This is a genomic window from Variovorax sp., from assembly GCF_965279555.1.
Lineage (GTDB): Bacteria > Pseudomonadota > Gammaproteobacteria > Burkholderiales > Burkholderiaceae_C > Variovorax.
This window is the reverse complement of the sequence record NZ_OZ257247.1, coordinates 5548314-5563662: the sequence shown is the minus strand read 5'-3', so window position 1 is coordinate 5563662 and position 15349 is coordinate 5548314. Positions and strand designations below refer to the sequence as shown.

The following is a 15349-nucleotide window of genomic DNA, read 5'->3' as shown; positions in this document are numbered from 1 at the left end:
TTCCTCCACGACCGAACTCGCCATGTCCGCCCCAGATGCCGCCAAGCCCACCTGGATGCCGCACCAGCCGGCAGACCGCATCCTCTCGACGCTCAAGACCCGCGGCGCGCTCGGCATTCCCGACATCGCCAAGGTGCTGAACGTCACCGTGGAAGCGGTGCGCCAGCAGATGGCCAAGCTGGAGGCCGAAGGCCTGGTCGACGCCGAGAGCCGCCCGAGCGGCCGCGGCCGGCCCACGCAGATCTGGCGGCTCACCGGCGAAGGCCACAAGCGCTTTCCCGACACGCACGCCGAGATGACGGTGCAGATGATCAGCGCCGTCATCAGCGTGTTCGGCGAGAAGGGCATGGACCAGCTCATCACGGCGCGCGAGGCCACCATGCGCGCCAACTACACGCAGGCCATGCGCGGCGCGCGCAGCCTGAAGACGCGGCTTGCGCGGCTGGCGGAAATCCGCAGCCGCGAAGGCTACATGGCCGAGTTCCGGCCCGAAGACGAAGAAGGCCAGGGCAACGGCTGGCTCTTCATCGAAAACCATTGCCCCATCTGCACGGCGGCGCAGGCCTGCAGCGGCTTCTGCCGCAGCGAGCTGCAGCTCTTCGACGAAGTGCTGGGGCCCGACGTGACCGTGAGCCGTGTCGAGCATGTGCTCGCGGGCGCGCGGCGATGTGCCTACCGGGTCGTGCCCAAGCCGGGCGCGTTGCCGGCCGACGAGTGAATCCGTTTCTTCTTTTCAACAACCACGAAGGTAATCACGATGGAACACAAGCTCCCACCCCTGCCCTACGCCCTGGACGCGCTGGCACCCGAGTACTCGCAGGAAACCCTTGAGTACCACTACGGCAAGCACCACAACGCCTACGTGGTGAACCTCAACAACCTGCAGAAGGGCACCGAGTTCGAATCGCTCACGCTCGAAGAGATCGTCAAGAAGGCCAGCGGCGGCATCTACAACAACGCCGCCCAGATCTGGAACCACACCTTCTTCTGGAACTGCATGAAGCCGCAAGGCGGCGGCGCCCCCACCGGTGCGCTGGCCAAGGCCATCGAAGCCAAGTGGGGCAGCTACGACGCCTTCAAGGAAGCCTTCGTGAAGTCGGCCGTGGGCAACTTCGGCTCGGGCTGGACCTGGCTGGTGAAGAAGGCCGACGGTTCGGTGGACATCGTGAACACCGGCGCCGCCGGCACGCCGCTGACGACTGCAGACACCGCGCTGCTGACCGTGGACGTCTGGGAACACGCCTACTACATCGACTACCGCAACCTGCGCCCGAAGTTCGTCGAGACCTTCCTGGCCAAGCTGGTCAACTGGGAATTCGCCGAGAAGAACTTCGGCTGAAAAAACGCCGGCTGACCGCTCAGCCGTTGATGAGGTTCAGGATGTTCCCGTCGGGGTCCTTGAACCACGCGACCTTCATGCCGCCCATGACGTGGAGGTCGCCTTCGAGTTTCGTGCCGGGCATGTCGTAGTGCTCGAAGCGCACGCCCTTGGCCCCGAGCGCGGCCACGAGGCGCCCGATGTCGTCGCCCACCTGCCAGGTCACCGCGGTGGCCTGGTTGGTTCCCGCGAACGACGAGCGGTACACGTTGATGCGGGTGTTGCCGCTGCGGTAGACGATCACTTCCTCGCCTTCCGCGTCGACCTGTGAAAGGCCCAGCGTGCCTTCGTAGAAGCGGCGCGCCACGGCGAGGTCTTTCACCGCGAGGTTGGCCACGGCGTCGATGTTTCCGAGCATGGATGTCTCCTTTTCCGGGAATACTCAACCGGCCGGTGCAGTATTTGCCTCGGGCCGCCCCCTGTCAAGCCAGCGCGAGCCGATACGGGCCCCATCGCGAATCGCGAAAACCCCGAGGCACCGCTTCCGGCACACTGCACCCCCGGTGCAGTGAAGACAATGCGACGACTGCAACCCCGATCCGCTTCGCTCCCCACAAAGAGACAACCATGATCCGCAGACACCTCGGCACGCTGGCCATCGCGCTCGCATTCCCGCTGGCCTTCACGGCCCCCCTCGCCCACGCACAGACCGCGGCCTACCCCGCCAAGCCGATCCGCATGATCGTGCCCTTCCCGCCAGGCGGCGGCACCGACATCCTGGCGCGCCTGGTCGCGCAGAAGCTCACCGAGGTGAACCACTGGACCGTGGTGCCCGACAACCGCGCGGGCGCCGGCGGCACCATCGGCATCGCCGAGGCGGCGCGCGCCGCGCCCACGGGCTACGACATCGTGATGGGCCAGAAGGACAACATGGTCGTCGCGCCCTGGCTCTACAAGAACCTGAGCTACAGCCCGGTGAAAGACCTGACCGCGGTGGCCCACGTGGCCTACACGCCGGTGGTGATCGTCACGCAGGCCAACTCCAAGTTCAAGACGCTCGACGACGTGGTGAAGGCCGCGCGCGCCGCGCCCGACACCATCACCTACGGCTCGCCCGGCAACGGCACCACCATCCACCTGGCCGGCGAGATCTTCAACGGCGCCGCCAAGATCAAGATGCGCCACGTGCCCTACAAGGGCTCCAACGCGGCCATGATGGACGTGCTCGCGGGCAACGTCGACCTGATGGTGTCGTCGGTGCCCTCGGCCATGGCGCAGATCAAGGCGGGCAAGCTGCGGCCGCTGGCCGTGACCTCGGCCAAGCGCAGCACCTCGCTGCCCGACACGCCCACCGTGGCCGAACTGGGCTACAAGGACTTCGACGTGAGCACCTGGTACGGCCTGTTCGTGCCGGCCGGCACGCCCAAGGACGTGGTGGCCACGCTCAATGCCGAAGTCAACAAGCTGCTGGCCACGCCTGAAGTGAAGGCCGCCATCATCGCCCAGGGCGCCGAGCCGCAAAGCATGACGCCGGAGCAGTTCGGCAAGCTGCTGAAGACCGACTACGAAAAGTGGAAGGGCATCGTGCAAGCCTCGGGCGCGACAATCGAATAAGACAGGGCGTCGCAGAATGGTGTCTCCAGGACAAGCCGCAACGACGGCATGGAGACACCGATGGTTCCTTCCCTTCCCCTGAAGACGGCCGCCCTGGCGGCGGTTGTCGCACTCGTCCAGGGCTGCGCGCAGACGCCCGCGCAGAAGCCTTCCGACGCAACCGTGGCTGCCCACGTCGCGGCGGCCACGCAGGCCGCGGGCTCCGACCTCGGGCCGCTGCTCTCGCTGTGCAAGCCGGCTCCCGCCACGCGCCCGCCGCAGGAAGAGCTCGACAAGGGCCTTCCGCTGCTCATCAACAAGCCGGCGCCACCGCCCGCCAAAGCCTTCGACAACCTGTACTTCGTGGGCGCCGACTGGGTCAGCGCCTGGGCCATCAAGACCTCGGACGGCATCATCCTCATCGATGCGCTCAACAACCAGGTGGAAGCCGCCGCGCTGATCGAAGGCGGCATGCGCAAGCTGGGCCTCGACCCGGCGCAGATCAAGTACGTGATCGTCACGCACGGCCACGGCGACCACTACGGCGGCGCGCCCTACCTCGCGCAGAAATACCGCGCGCGCGTGGTGATGAGCGATGCCGACTGGAAGATGACCGAGACCAAGCTCGAATTCGCCACGCCCATCTGGGGCGCGCCGCCCAGGCGCGGCGCGGGCGACATCTCGGCAAAGGACGGCGACCGCATCACCCTGGGCGACTCGACCGTCACGCTGTACCTCACGCCGGGCCACACCATGGGCACGCTCTCGCCGGTGTTCGACGTGAGCGAGAACGGCCGCAAGCACCGGGCCATGCTGTGGGGCGGCACGGGCTTCAACTTCGGCAAGGACGTGCCGCGGCTGGACAGCTACATCGCGTCCACGAAGCGCATGGACTCGCTGGTGAAGGCGCAGAACATCGACGTGATGCTGTCGAACCATTCGAACGTGGACAGCTCGCAGGCCAAGATGGCCGCGCTGCGGCGGCAGCCGGCGGGCGCGGCGAACCCCTTCGTGATGGGCACGCCGACGGTGGAGCGGGCATTGAGCGTGATGGGCGAATGCGCGCAGGCGCAGCGCGACAGGTTCGCGATGCAGTGAGCGTGCCTTGCTCCTTCCCCCTCTGGGGGAAGGAGAAATACCGAAGACTCAGTCCGGCACGAACTTCGCGTTGAAGATGGCCACGTCCGACTCCAGTTCGAACGTCGCCACCTGCCCCATCTTCCCGTCGCTCATCCTGCAGGCCGAGAACAGGCTGTAGCGGCCCTTGAAGTAGAACTCGTCCATCACGATCAGCGCGTACGGATAAGGCACGAAGACCTGGTGCTCGAAGACGATTCGGTGCACGTTCCTCGGCGAGGGGAAGAGCTTGTATTCGAGGGTGTCGATCGACTTGGCGGTGGCCATGGCTTGGGCGTCCTCGGTTTCAGGCCGGATCGCGCACGTCGGCCACGGGCTTGGCGCCGAAGTCTTCGCGCGCCAGGTAGCCCAGCACCTTCGCCGCCGCCGTGGCCGGGCTGTCGAGCATGCCCTCGTTCTTCATCTTCTCGAAGCGCGTGCGGTCGGGGAACTTGTCGGCCGAGGCGCCGCGCAGCTGCACCTGCATGTCGGTGTCGATCACGCCGGGCGCGAGCGAGACGATGCGCGCGCCGTTGGGTGCGTTCGCCTCTTCGAGCGCCACGGCGCGCGAGAAGTGGTCCATGCCGGCCTTGGCCGCGCAGTAGGGCGCCTGGCTGCCCATCGCGTTGCGGCCCAGGCCCGAAGAGATGTTGAGCACCTTGCGCAAGCCGCGCCATTCGCGCGTCGCGCCCAGGAACGCGGCGGTCAGCAGCATCGGCGCTTCCAGGCCGATGCGCAGGGCCAGCGACAGCTCGGCCTCCACGGCGCGCGACAGCGGCGCGGGGTTGCCGACGGTGCCGGCGTTGTTGATGAGCGTGACGCTGTCGAAGCGCTGCGCGTCGACGGTCTTGAGCCATGCCGACACGCGCTCCGATGCGCCCACCGGGTCGGACAGGTCCTGCTCCCATTGCACGAGTTCGGCGCCGGCGGCCTTGGCGGCCTCGGCCAGCTCGGGCGACTGCTTGCGCGAGATGCCGAGCACCGTGTGGCCGGCCTGCAGCAGCTGTCGGGCCATGGCCTGGCCCAGGCCGCGCGAGGCGCCGGTGATGATGGTGAGGTGGGAGATGGACATGGAGATTGCGGTGAAGACGGAAACCCGCGAGCTTAGGCGAATGCGCAAAAGCTTGGGGGCCTGCGGTTGAGCTGGCCGTAGCCACACGATTCCGAATATCGCGCTGGAAAAGTGTCCTGATAAATAGACATTTTTTCTCCATTAGCACAAAATGTGTCATATGAAGGACAAAATCAGACTCCCTCTCGAGCTTGGCCAGGCAATCCAGCGCGCACGAAAAGAAGGCCGCATGAAGGCAACCGACATCGCCTCGCGGTCGGGCCGCGCGCGCAACGTCCTCTACCGCCTGGAACGGGGGGAAGACATCACCCTCGCTTCGCTTTTCGACATCCTGCGCGCCATGGACCTCACGATCCGCCTGGAGCGGCTGGGCATGCCGACGCTGGAGGAAGTCACGCAGCGCTTCGGACAGGATGACGACGATGCTTCCTGAAAAGATCAGGCAACTCGATGTCGAGATCGCCGGCGCGTCGGCCGGACAGTTGCTCAGGCATTCGGTCTACGAGTTCCGGTATCTCGACAGCCGCGCGGATCAGCCCTCGGTCGCGCTGCTCATGCCACCGACCCGGCCGACATATCAGGACGGCGACCTCTTCGCCGCCATGGATCAGAACCTGCCCGAAGGCGACCTGTATCTGCGCCTGCGGGCGATGTTTCCCAAGCAGCAGCTCACCCCGATGCACCTGCTCGCGGTGGTCGGCTCCAATGGCATCGGGCGGCTTGGGTTCAGGCTGCCGGGGGCGCAGCCGCCGGCGGCGCCTCGCATCATCGACCGCAAGACCTTGCTCGGAACCCACTACACGCCTGAGGTGTTCGACGAGCTGGTGCGGGCCTACCTGAGCACGGGCGCCGGCATCGCCGGCATGCAGCCGAAGATCATGGTGCCGGATCGGGTCACTCTTCCAGTGCCCACTATCATCGTGAAGGCCGCGGCACCGTCCTATCCAGGCCTGTCGGCCAACGAGTTCATGTGCCTGACAGCCGCCGGCCACGCCGGCATCGAGACCCCCACGTTCGATCTCTCGGACGACGGGCATCTGCTCCTGGTCGACCGGTTCGACATCTCGGCGGACGGGTCTCGCATCGGTTTCGAGGACATCGCCGCATTGATGAACCTTCGGGTGCGCGACATCCAATCCGATCGCAAATACCACGGGAGCTACCAGCGCATCGCCGAGCTGATGCAATACCTTCAACTGCCCAGCGAGAACCTCGCGCGCTTCTTCGAGCAGGTGGCATTCAGCATCATGGTGCGCAATGGCGACGGCCACCTCAAGAACTACGGCTTGCTCTACACATCGGCGGCGTACTGTCGCTTGGCCCCGATGTTCGACGTGGTGACCACCGCGATCTACAAGTACACGCGCTATGAAGGCGGTCCCGAACTGGAAGACCGCACGCTGGCGCTCAAGCTCTTTGCCGGCAAGGGCCACACCAAGGCCTATCCGACCACCGAAGAATTGCTGCTGTTCGGCAGCAGGGTATGCGGAGTCGCAAAGCCCGCACTCGTTCTCGCGCGAATCGCCGAGGGGATGCGCAAGACGCTGGACCAGGCGGGCAGTGACCAGCGAATCCCGAAGGACCTGCTGGAGAAGATGCGGCACATGTGGGCCGACGGGATGACCTACGCCAAGTCCCGGTAGGTCGCTGGATACATCGGGCCCGCCCCTAGCGGAACTGCTTGCGCAGGAAGTTGCGGTGCCGGGCGATGTGCTGCAGCTGCGCGGGCGCGACGGTGCCGCCCAGGTCGACTTCGTCCGCGCCGTTGAGCACCGCGTTGGCGTTGGCCATGGCGCGCGCCACGACCTCTTCCTCGCTCACGCCGAGCTGCGCCGCGAGGTCGAGCGCCACGCGCCGCATGGCACGCTGCGAGAGCATCCACATGGCGCCGAAGCGGTCCCATGCGAGTGCGGTTTCCTCGGCCTTCTCGCGGTCGGCGAGGATTTCGCTGAGCGGCTTGGCCAGCACCGCATCGAGTTCCTCGAGCTTTTCGGCCAGTTGCTCATTGCGCGCGAGCGCCTCTTCGAGCGTCGGCCCGGCCTCTTCGGCCTTGGGCTTCTTCGACGGCTCCGGCGGGGGAATGAACGCGGCCTCCGCGTTCGCGGGCACGATCTGTATCTGGTCTTTGAGCGTCATGAGGTTTCCGTTTCCGCGGAGGGTTGGCTGTTCTTCTTGTTCGACATCGCGGTCGCGCGCAGGCCCGGCAGGTCGAGCACGCGCAGGCCACCGTACTCCACGCGGATCAACCCCTGCGCCGACAGGCCGTTGAGCGCCTCGTTCACCCGCTGGCGCGACAGGCCGACCAAGTAGGCCAGCTCCTGCTGCGTGATGCGCAACACCTCGCCCACGCCCGGGTACAGCACCGGGTTGAACAGCGACACCAGGTTGCGCGCCACGCGCGCGTCGGGGTTGTTGAGCCGGTCGATCTCCAGCGCCGCGATGAACTGGCCGAGCCGCTCGTTGAGCTGGTTCATCACGAAGCGGTTGAAACCGATGGAGTGGTCGAGCAGCCAGTGGAAGCTTTCGATAGGCAGGCCCGCAATCAGGCTGCGGCGCAGCGCCTGGATGTTGTAGCGGTAGGGCTCGCGCTTCATCACCGTGCCTTCGCCGAACCAGCCGCCGGGCGGCACGCCGGTGTAGGTGACCGAGCCGCCGTCGGCGTTGTCGTTGCTCATCTTGAGCAGGCCCTCGACCACGCCGAACCAGTAGGTGGGCGAGCGGCCGACGCGGCACACCAGGTCGCCGGGCTCTGCTTCGCCGACCACCAGCGTGGCCTCGGCGCGGCGGCGCTCGGCGGGCGTGAGCGTGGGCAGCCAGGGAATGCCGTCGAGTTCGGCGGCGTTGGCCGGACGCACGCGGTCCTTGATCGAACCGCCGAGCACGTTGTTGTGGTTGAGGTTGCCGTGAGGCATCGGGAAACTCCGGGGAGTAGTGTCCCTAGGATTGTCGTTGGAACGACAACCGGGCGTCAAAGTGAGACCTACGATCCGCCCACTGTGCAAACAACCGCCCCTACCTTCCCCCGTCTGCTGCTCGCGCATGCCGAGGCCCAACCCGAGGCGCCCGCCGTGCGCGAGAAGGATCTCGGCATCTGGCAAACCTGGACCTGGAACGCCGTGGCGCAGGAAGTGCGCGAAATGGCCTGCGGCCTGGCGAGCCTGGGCTTCAAGGCCAACGACCACCTGGCCATCGTCGGCGCCAACCGGCCGCACCTGTACATGGCGGTGATCGCCGCGCAAAGCCTGCGCGGCGTGCCCGTGCCGCTCTACCAGGACGCGGTGGCCGGCGAGATGGTCTTCATGCTGCAGGACGCGGGCATCGAGTTCGTGATCGTCGAAGACCAGGAGCAGGTCGACAAGCTGCTGGAGTGCCGCGAACTCCAGCAGGGCAAGCTGCCGGCCATCCGCCACATCATCTACGACGACCCCAAGGGCCTGCGCCACTACGACCAGCCCGGGCTCATGAGCTACGAGCAGTTGCGCGCGCTGGGCCGCGAGTTCGACAAGGCCAACGTGGGCTACTACGACCGCGCGGTGGCCAGCGGCGAGGCCACGGACGTGGGCGTGATCCTCTACACCTCCGGCACCACCGGCCGCCCCAAGGGCGTGTGCCAGACGCATGCGAGCTTCATCGCGGCGGGCCGCGGCGGCGTGCAGACCGACAGGCTCGGCCCCGGCGACAACATCATGAGCTACCTGCCGATGGCATGGGTGGGCGACCACCTGTTCTCGGTGGCTCAGTGGCTGGTGGGCGGCTTCACGCTCAACTGCCCCGAGTCCAGCGAGACGGTGATGAACGACATGCGCGAGATCGGCCCGAGCTATTACTTCGGCCCGCCGCGCACCTTCGAAGGCCTGCTCACGGCCGTGTCGATCCGCATGGAAGACGCGGCCGCGCCCAAGCGCTGGCTGTATGCGAAGTTCATGGCCCTGGCGCAGCGCGTGGGCGCAGACATCCTCAACGGCGCGCCGGTGAGCGCCGGCGACCGGCTGATGTACGGCCTGGGCAACCTGCTGATCTACGGCCCGCTGCGCAATGTGCTGGGCATGAGCCGCATCCGCGTGGCCTACACGGCGGGCGCGGCCATCGGGCCGGACCTGTTCCGCTTCTACCGCTCCATCGGCGTCAACCTGAAGCAGTTCTACGGCCAGACCGAGACCTGCGCATACGTGTGCCTGCAGCAGGACGGCAAGGTCAAGCTGCAGACCGTGGGCACCGCCGCGCCGGGCATCGAACTGAAGATCGCGGAAGACGGCGAGGTGCTGGTGCGCGGCGTGTCGGTGCTCAAGGAGTACTACAAGCGCCCCGACGCCACCGCCGAGGTGCTGGACGCCAACGGCTACTTCCATACCGGCGACGCGGGCGTGCTCGACAGCGAAGGCCACCTGCGCATCATCGACCGCGCCAAGGACGTGGGCCGGCTCGTGAGCGGCGCGATCTTCGCGCCCAACTACATCGAGAACAAGCTCAAGTTCTTCCCGCAGATCAAGGAAGCCGTGTGCTTCGGCAACGGCCGCGGCGAAGTGTGCGCGGCCATCAACATCGACTACGAGGCCGTGGGCAACTGGGCCGAGCGGCGCGGGCTGGCCTACGGCGGCTACGTCGACCTGGCCGGCAAGCCCGACGTGCTGGCGCTGGTGGCCGAATGCATCGGCAAGGTGAATGCCGACCTCGCGGCCGAGGACGGCATGGGCGAGACGCAGATCGCGCGCTTCCTGGTGCTGCACAAGGAGCTGGACCCGGACGACGACGAGCTGACCCGCACGCGCAAGGTGCGCCGCGGCTTCATCGCCGAGAAATACGCGGTGCTGGTCGATGCGCTCTATGGCCGCAGGACCGAGCAGTACATCGAGACCCAGGTCAAGTTCGAGGACGGGCGCACGGGCATGGTGAGCGCCACGCTGAAGGTCGTCGATGCGAAGACTTTCCCCATCATCGTGAAGGCGGCGGCATGAGCAGCAGGAAGACCGGCGAGGTCATCCTCGACGTGCAGAACATCTCCTTGAGCTTCGGCGGCGTGAAGGCGCTGACGGACATCAGCTTCAACGTGCGCGAGCACGAGGTGCGGGCCATCATCGGGCCGAACGGCGCGGGCAAGAGCTCGATGCTGAACTGCATCAACGGCGTCTACTGGCCGCAGCAGGGCTCCATCACCTTCCGCGGCCAGACCTTCAAGCACATGAACTCGCGCCAGGTGGCCGAGATGGGCGTGGCGCGCACCTTCCAGAACCTGGCGCTGTTCAAGGGCATGAGCGTGCTGGACAACATCATGACCGGGCGCAACCTCAAGATGAAGAGCGGGCTGCTGGCGCAAGCCTTCCGCTGGGGTCCCGCAGAGCGCGAGGAACTGCGCCACCGCGAGTTCGTCGAGCACGTCATCGACTTCCTGGAGATCCAGGCGCACCGCAAGACACCCGTTGGCCGCCTGCCCTACGGCCTGCAGAAGCGCGTCGACCTGGGCCGCGCGCTCGCGATGGAGCCGCAGGTGCTGCTGCTGGACGAGCCCATGGCCGGCATGAACGTGGAAGAGAAGCAGGACATGAGCCGCTTCATCCTGGACGTGAACGACGAGTTCGGCGCGACCATCGTGCTGATCGAGCACGACATGGGCGTGGTGATGGACATCTCCGATCGCGTGGTGGTGCTGGACTACGGCAAGAAGATCGGCGACGGGACGCCGGATGAAGTGCGGAACAACGATGACGTGATCCGGGCTTATCTGGGTGTGGAGCACTGACGCCATGCCAACCCTCGCCATGAAGCACTGCTACTTCCCCCTCCGGGGGGAGGGAGAAAAACAAGAAAGAAACTGACATGGGCTTTTTCCTCGAAACCCTCTTCGGCGGCCTCATGGTCGGCATGCTCTATTCGCTGATCGCCATCGGCTTCGTGCTGATCTACAAGGCCTCCGGCGTCTTCAACTTCGCGCAGGGCGCGATGGTGCTGTTCGCCGCGCTGGCCATGGCGCGCTTCTCCGAATGGTTCCCGCTGTGGTTCGGCTTCCAGAGCCAGATCCTCGCCAACATCCTGGCCTTCATCGCCGCCATGGCGGTGATGGTGGTGGTCGCCTGGCTGATCGAGCGGCTCGCGCTCAGCAAGCTGGTGAACCAGGAAGGCATCACGCTGCTGATGGCCACGCTGGGCATCGCCTACTTCCTCGACGGCATGGGCCAGACGCTGTTCGGCAACGACATCTACAAGATCGACGTGGGCATGCCCAAGGAACCGCTGATGGTGCTCGAAGGCACCTTCCAGGGCGGCCTGCTGCTGAGCCAGGAAGACCTGATCGCCGCGCTGGTGGCGGCCGGCCTGGTGGTGGTGCTGGCCATCTTCTTCCAGAAGACGGCCACCGGCCGCGCCCTGCGCGCGGTGGCCGACGACCACCAGGCCGCGCAGTCGATCGGTATTCCGCTCAAGCGCATCTGGGTGATCGTGTGGTCGGTGGCCGGCTTCTCGGCGCTGGTGGCCGGGATCATCTGGGGATCGAAGCTGGGCGTGCAGTTCTCGCTGTCGCTGGTGGCGCTGAAGGCGCTGCCGGTGGTGATCCTCGGCGGGCTCACCTCGATACCTGGCGCCATCATCGGCGGCCTGCTGATCGGGGTGGGCGAGAAGCTGTCCGAAATCTATCTCGGCCCCATGCTCGGTGGCGGCATCGAGATCTGGTTTGCCTATGTTCTTGCACTGGTCTTCCTGCTCGTACGGCCCCAGGGGCTGTTCGGCGAGAAGATCATCGATCGGGTCTGAGCAATGTTCTACAGAGAAAACGGCCAGTTCAAGTCGAGCTACAGGGCCGACCAGCAGATATTCCCGATCGCGCAGGACCGCATCGCGATGCTGGTGCTGCTGCTCGTGGCGTTCGTGGTGGTGCCGCTGGGCGTGTCCGACTACTGGATGCGCGCCATCCTCACGCCCTTCCTGATTCTTTCGCTCGCGGCGCTGGGGCTGAACATCCTGGTGGGCTACTGCGGCCAGATCTCGCTGGGCACCGGCGCCTTCATGGCGGTGGGCGCGTATGCGGCCTACAACTTCCAGGTGCGCATCGAGGGCATGCCGCTCATCGCATCGCTGCTGCTGGGCGGCCTGTGCGCCACGGTGATCGGCGTGCTCTTCGGCATTCCGAGCCTGCGCATCAAAGGCTTGTACCTTGCGGTGGCCACGCTGGCGGCGCAGTTCTTCACCGACTGGGCCTTCCTGCGCATCCAGTGGTTCACCAACAATTCTTCGTCGGGTTCGGTGAGCGTGGCGGGGCTCAACGTGTTCGGCGTGCCGATCGAATCGCCGGTGCAGAAGTATTTGTTCTGCCTGGCCTTCGTGGTGGTGTTCGCGCTGCTGGCCAAGAACCTGGTGCGCAGCGCCATAGGCCGCGAATGGATGGCGATGCGCGACATGGACGTGGCCGCAGCGGTGATCGGCATCCGCCCGGTGTACGCCAAGCTCACGGCCTTTGCGGTGAGCAGCTTCATCGTCGGCGTGGCCGGCGCGCTGTGGGGCTTCGTGCACCTGGGGGCGTGGGAGCCGGCGGCGTTCAGCATCGACCGCTCGTTCCAGCTGCTGTTCATGGTGATCATCGGCGGGCTCGGCTCGATCATGGGCAGCTTCTTCGGCGCCGCGTTCATCGTGCTGCTGCCGCTGTTCCTGAACCAACTGCCGGCGTGGCTGGGCTTCTCGATTTCGACCGCGCTGGCCTCGCACCTGGAGACCATGATCTTCGGCGCGCTGATCGTGTTCTTCCTGATCGTGGAGCCGCACGGGCTGGCCCGGCTGTGGTCCACGGCCAAGGAGAAGCTGCGGCTGTGGCCCTTCCCTCACTGAGTTCCCGTTCGTAAAAACCCGGCACCGAGGTGCCCACAAAAGGAGACAGGCATGAAACTGAAATCGCTCGCTCTGACCGCCGCCCTGGTGGCCAGCACTCTCGGCGCCATGCTCGCGCCGTCGGTCGCCCAGGCGCAGGCCAAGGAACAGTTCTTCCCGCTGCTGGTGTACCGCACCGGCCCCTACGCGCCCAACGGCACGCCCTGGGCCAACGGCAAGCAGGACTACCTGAAGCTGGTCAATGCGCAAGGCGGCATCAACGGCGTGAAGATCACGTTCGAAGAATGCGAAACAGGCTACGCCACCGACAAGGGCGTGGAATGCTACGAACGCCTGAAGGGCCGCCCCGGCGTGGCGTTGTTCGACCCGCAGGCCACCGGCATCACCTTCGCGCTGACCGACAAGGTGCCCACCGACAAGATCCCGCTCGTCACGCTGGGCTACGGCCTCGCGGCCTCGCAGGACGGCGGCGTCTTCAAGTGGAACTTCCCGCTGATGGGCTCCTACTGGACCGCGGCCGACATCCTGATCCAGCACCTGGGCAAGAAGGAAGGCGGCATGGACAAGCTCAAGGGCAAGAAGATCGCCCTCGTCTATCACGACTCGCCCTTCGGCAAGGAGCCGATTCCTCTGCTGCAGGAGCGCGCGAAGATGCACGGCTTCGACCTGTCGCTGATTCCGGTGACGGCGCCGGGCGTGGAGCAGAAGTCGGCCTGGCTGCAGGTGCGCCAGCAGCGCCCCGACTTCGTGCTGCTGTGGGGCTGGGGCGTGATGAACTCCACCGCGCTGAAGGAAGCCGTGGCCACCGGCTACCCGCGCGAGAAGATGTACGGCGTGTGGTGGGCCGGCGCCGAACCCGACGTGAAGGACGTGGGCGCCAACGCCAAGGGCTACAACGCGCTGGCGCTGAACGGCTCCGGTCCCGACAACAAGGTGATCCAGGACATCCTCAAGCAGGTGCACGACAAGGGCCAGGGCACGGGCCCGAAGGAAGAAGTGGGCTCGGTGCTGTACACGCGCGGCGCGATCATCTCGATGCTCGGCGTCGAGGCGGTGCGGCGTGCGCAGGAGCGCTTCGGCAAGGGCAAGGTCATGACCGGCGAGCAGGTGCGCTGGGGCCTGGAGAACCTGGCGCTCGACCAGAAGAAGCTCGACGCACTGGGCTTCGCCGGCGTGATGCGTCCGGTGAGCACTTCGTGCCAGGACCACATCGGCTCGACCTGGGCGCGCATGGAAACCTGGGACGGCGCCAAGTGGAACATCGCGCCCGACTGGTACCAGGCCGACGACCAGATCATCAAGCCCATGGCCAAGGCCGCTGCCGACAAGTACGCGACCGAGAAGAAGCTCACGCGCCGCGAAGCGGCCGACTGCCAGTCTTGAGCTGACCCCCAGTCTTCGCGCACTTCGTGTCGCTTCGCCAACCCCCTTTCAGGGGGCAACACCTGCGGCCCGGCAAAGCCGGTTCCGCGGTGTTACCCGAAGGGAGGATGGCCGAGCGAGCATCCGAAAGAACTGCGCTGTTGTTCTTTCGAATGCTTCGGACCACACCATGAGCGAACCCAACATCCTCCTCAATGTCAACGGCATCGAGGTCATCTACAACCACGTGATCCTGGTGCTCAAGGGCGTCTCGCTCACTGTGCCCGACGGCGGCATCGTGGCGCTGCTCGGCGGCAACGGCGCGGGCAAGACGACCACGCTGCGCGCGGTGAGCAACCTGCTCGCGGGCGAGCGCGGCGCCGTCACCAAGGGCACCATCGAACTGCGTGGCGATCGCATCGAGGCGTTGTCGCCGGCGGAGCTGGTCAAGCGCGGGCTGATCCAGGTGATGGAAGGCCGTCATTGCTTCGCGCACCTGACGATCGAAGAGAACCTGATGACCGGCGCCTACACGCGCACCGACGGCAAGGCCGCGGTGCAGCAGACGCTGGAGAAGGTGTACGCGTATTTCCCGCGGCTGAAGACGCGGCGCACTTCGCAGGCGGCCTACACATCGGGCGGCGAGCAGCAGATGTGCGCCATCGGCCGTGCGCTGATGGCCAACCCGACGATGGTGCTGCTCGACGAACCTTCGATGGGGCTGGCGCCGCAGATCGTGGAGGAGGTGTTCGAGATCGTGAAAGACCTCAACACCAAGGAGCGCGTGACTTTCCTGCTGGCCGAGCAGAACACCAACATGGCGCTGCGCTATGCCGACTACGGCTACATCCTGGAGAACGGGCGCATCGTGATGGACGGCGAGGCGAAGAGCCTGCGCGAGAACGAAGACGTGAAGGAGTTCTACCTTGGCGTCGGCGGCGCGGACCGCAAGAGTTTCCGGGATGTGAAGAGCTACAAGCGGCGCAAGAGGTGGCTGGCTTGAGGCTTCTTCGTGTTGTGCGTCGCTGTTCGGGGCGCGATCAGGCCGACGGGGTACCTTGCTCCGCGAATGTCCC

General features: G+C 66.0%; 17 protein-coding genes. 12 read left to right on the top strand and 5 right to left on the bottom strand.

The genetic code is table 11. From position 1 onward, the window contains the following. The first annotated feature begins 22 nt into the window (after positions 1–22). Positions 23–718 carry a helix-turn-helix transcriptional regulator gene (locus tag ACQY8B_RS26145; RefSeq protein WP_422084588.1) on the top strand — a complete coding sequence of 232 codons (696 nt, stop codon included), beginning with the start codon at positions 23–25 and terminating at the stop codon, positions 716–718. A 39-nt stretch (positions 719–757) separates the two neighbouring features. Then, on the top strand, positions 758–1339 hold the full coding sequence (locus tag ACQY8B_RS26140) for a superoxide dismutase (RefSeq protein WP_422084587.1): 582 nt from the start codon (positions 758–760) through the stop codon (positions 1337–1339). 19 nt (positions 1340–1358) lie between these two features. Here the strand turns inward: ACQY8B_RS26140 and ACQY8B_RS26135 are convergent, their stop codons facing one another. After that, a complete protein-coding gene (locus tag ACQY8B_RS26135; RefSeq protein ID WP_422084586.1) occupies positions 1359–1736 on the bottom strand; it encodes a VOC family protein in 378 nt (125 codons plus the stop codon). 209 nt (positions 1737–1945) lie between these two features. Between ACQY8B_RS26135 and ACQY8B_RS26130 the strand changes: the two genes are divergently transcribed. Continuing rightward, complete coding sequence (locus tag ACQY8B_RS26130) at positions 1946–2932, top strand: Bug family tripartite tricarboxylate transporter substrate binding protein (protein ID WP_422084585.1); 987 nt, start codon at positions 1946–1948, stop codon at positions 2930–2932. 60 nt (positions 2933–2992) lie between these two features. Further along, positions 2993–4009 (top strand): MBL fold metallo-hydrolase, encoded by a 1017-nt coding sequence (locus ACQY8B_RS26125; RefSeq protein WP_422084584.1) that lies wholly within the window; start codon positions 2993–2995, stop codon positions 4007–4009. Between the two features lie 48 nt (positions 4010–4057). Here the strand turns inward: ACQY8B_RS26125 and ACQY8B_RS26120 are convergent, their stop codons facing one another. Further along, positions 4058–4315, bottom strand: a complete 258-nt coding sequence (locus ACQY8B_RS26120; protein WP_422084583.1) for a hypothetical protein — start codon at positions 4313–4315, stop codon at positions 4058–4060. A gap of 19 nt (positions 4316–4334) precedes the next feature. Beyond that, positions 4335–5099: an SDR family NAD(P)-dependent oxidoreductase gene (locus tag ACQY8B_RS26115; RefSeq protein ID WP_422084582.1), complete on the bottom strand. Its 765-nt coding sequence runs from the start codon at positions 5097–5099 to the stop codon at positions 4335–4337. A 229-nt stretch (positions 5100–5328) separates the two neighbouring features. Between ACQY8B_RS26115 and ACQY8B_RS26110 the strand changes: the two genes are divergently transcribed. Continuing rightward, a complete protein-coding gene (locus ACQY8B_RS26110) occupies positions 5329–5532 on the top strand; it encodes a helix-turn-helix domain-containing protein (RefSeq protein WP_428744991.1) in 204 nt (67 codons plus the stop codon). Then, positions 5513–6742, top strand: coding sequence for a type II toxin-antitoxin system HipA family toxin (locus ACQY8B_RS26105; protein ID WP_422084580.1), 1230 nt, complete (start codon positions 5513–5515; stop codon positions 6740–6742). Before ACQY8B_RS26110 ends, ACQY8B_RS26105 begins: the two co-directional genes overlap by 20 nt. A 25-nt stretch (positions 6743–6767) precedes the next feature. Here ACQY8B_RS26105 and ACQY8B_RS26100 read toward each other — a convergent pair whose 3' ends face one another. Both ACQY8B_RS26100 and ACQY8B_RS26095 read right to left on the bottom strand, forming a co-directional pair. Then, a complete protein-coding gene (locus ACQY8B_RS26100; RefSeq protein ID WP_422084579.1) occupies positions 6768–7235 on the bottom strand; it encodes a hypothetical protein in 468 nt (155 codons plus the stop codon). After that, entirely contained in the window at positions 7232–8011 is a 780-nt protein-coding gene (locus ACQY8B_RS26095) for a Crp/Fnr family transcriptional regulator (protein ID WP_422084578.1), read from the bottom strand. Before ACQY8B_RS26095 ends, ACQY8B_RS26100 begins: the two co-directional genes overlap by 4 nt. An 84-nt stretch (positions 8012–8095) precedes the next feature. On the opposite strand from ACQY8B_RS26095, the gene ACQY8B_RS26090 reads away from it, so the two are divergent. The 6 genes from ACQY8B_RS26090 to ACQY8B_RS26065 all read left to right on the top strand — a co-directional run bounded on the left by ACQY8B_RS26090 (position 8096) and on the right by ACQY8B_RS26065 (position 15276). Beyond that, the gene (locus ACQY8B_RS26090; protein WP_422084577.1) at positions 8096–10054 is read left to right on the top strand and encodes an AMP-dependent synthetase/ligase; all 1959 of its coding nucleotides are present in this window, start codon (positions 8096–8098) and stop codon (positions 10052–10054) included. Then, positions 10051–10836, top strand: a complete 786-nt coding sequence (locus tag ACQY8B_RS26085) for an ABC transporter ATP-binding protein (RefSeq protein WP_422084576.1) — start codon at positions 10051–10053, stop codon at positions 10834–10836. Before ACQY8B_RS26090 ends, ACQY8B_RS26085 begins: the two co-directional genes overlap by 4 nt. Before the next feature lie 77 nt (positions 10837–10913). Continuing rightward, positions 10914–11843 (top strand): branched-chain amino acid ABC transporter permease, encoded by a 930-nt coding sequence (locus tag ACQY8B_RS26080; RefSeq protein ID WP_422084575.1) that lies wholly within the window; start codon positions 10914–10916, stop codon positions 11841–11843. Positions 11844–11846: 3 nt separating this feature from the next. Then, positions 11847–12911, top strand: a complete 1065-nt coding sequence (locus ACQY8B_RS26075) for a branched-chain amino acid ABC transporter permease (RefSeq protein WP_422084574.1) — start codon at positions 11847–11849, stop codon at positions 12909–12911. A gap of 51 nt (positions 12912–12962) precedes the next feature. Beyond that, entirely contained in the window at positions 12963–14294 is a 1332-nt protein-coding gene (locus ACQY8B_RS26070; RefSeq protein ID WP_081267465.1) for an ABC transporter substrate-binding protein, read from the top strand. A gap of 169 nt (positions 14295–14463) precedes the next feature. Continuing rightward, a complete protein-coding gene (locus ACQY8B_RS26065; protein ID WP_422084573.1) occupies positions 14464–15276 on the top strand; it encodes an ABC transporter ATP-binding protein in 813 nt (270 codons plus the stop codon). Positions 15277–15349 lie beyond the last annotated feature (73 nt).

Coding starts and splice junctions, on each gene's coding strand:
- ACQY8B_RS26120 (WP_422084583.1), bottom strand. CDS start 4,315: ATGGCCACCGCCAAGTCGATCGACACCCTCGAATACAAGCTCTTCCCC.
- ACQY8B_RS26065 (WP_422084573.1), top strand. CDS start 14,464: ATGAGCGAACCCAACATCCTCCTCAATGTCAACGGCATCGAGGTCATC.
- ACQY8B_RS26080 (WP_422084575.1), top strand. CDS start 10,914: ATGGGCTTTTTCCTCGAAACCCTCTTCGGCGGCCTCATGGTCGGCATG.
- ACQY8B_RS26095 (WP_422084578.1), bottom strand. CDS start 8,011: ATGCCTCACGGCAACCTCAACCACAACAACGTGCTCGGCGGTTCGATC.
- ACQY8B_RS26140 (WP_422084587.1), top strand. CDS start 758: ATGGAACACAAGCTCCCACCCCTGCCCTACGCCCTGGACGCGCTGGCA.
- ACQY8B_RS26110 (WP_428744991.1), top strand. CDS start 5,329: ATGAAGGCAACCGACATCGCCTCGCGGTCGGGCCGCGCGCGCAACGTC.
- ACQY8B_RS26075 (WP_422084574.1), top strand. CDS start 11,847: ATGTTCTACAGAGAAAACGGCCAGTTCAAGTCGAGCTACAGGGCCGAC.
- ACQY8B_RS26135 (WP_422084586.1), bottom strand. CDS start 1,736: ATGCTCGGAAACATCGACGCCGTGGCCAACCTCGCGGTGAAAGACCTC.
- ACQY8B_RS26145 (WP_422084588.1), top strand. CDS start 23: ATGTCCGCCCCAGATGCCGCCAAGCCCACCTGGATGCCGCACCAGCCG.
- ACQY8B_RS26085 (WP_422084576.1), top strand. CDS start 10,051: ATGAGCAGCAGGAAGACCGGCGAGGTCATCCTCGACGTGCAGAACATC.
- ACQY8B_RS26070 (WP_081267465.1), top strand. CDS start 12,963: ATGAAACTGAAATCGCTCGCTCTGACCGCCGCCCTGGTGGCCAGCACT.
- ACQY8B_RS26100 (WP_422084579.1), bottom strand. CDS start 7,235: ATGACGCTCAAAGACCAGATACAGATCGTGCCCGCGAACGCGGAGGCC.
- ACQY8B_RS26115 (WP_422084582.1), bottom strand. CDS start 5,099: ATGTCCATCTCCCACCTCACCATCATCACCGGCGCCTCGCGCGGCCTG.
- ACQY8B_RS26130 (WP_422084585.1), top strand. CDS start 1,946: ATGATCCGCAGACACCTCGGCACGCTGGCCATCGCGCTCGCATTCCCG.
- ACQY8B_RS26125 (WP_422084584.1), top strand. CDS start 2,993: ATGGTTCCTTCCCTTCCCCTGAAGACGGCCGCCCTGGCGGCGGTTGTC.
- ACQY8B_RS26105 (WP_422084580.1), top strand. CDS start 5,513: ATGACGACGATGCTTCCTGAAAAGATCAGGCAACTCGATGTCGAGATC.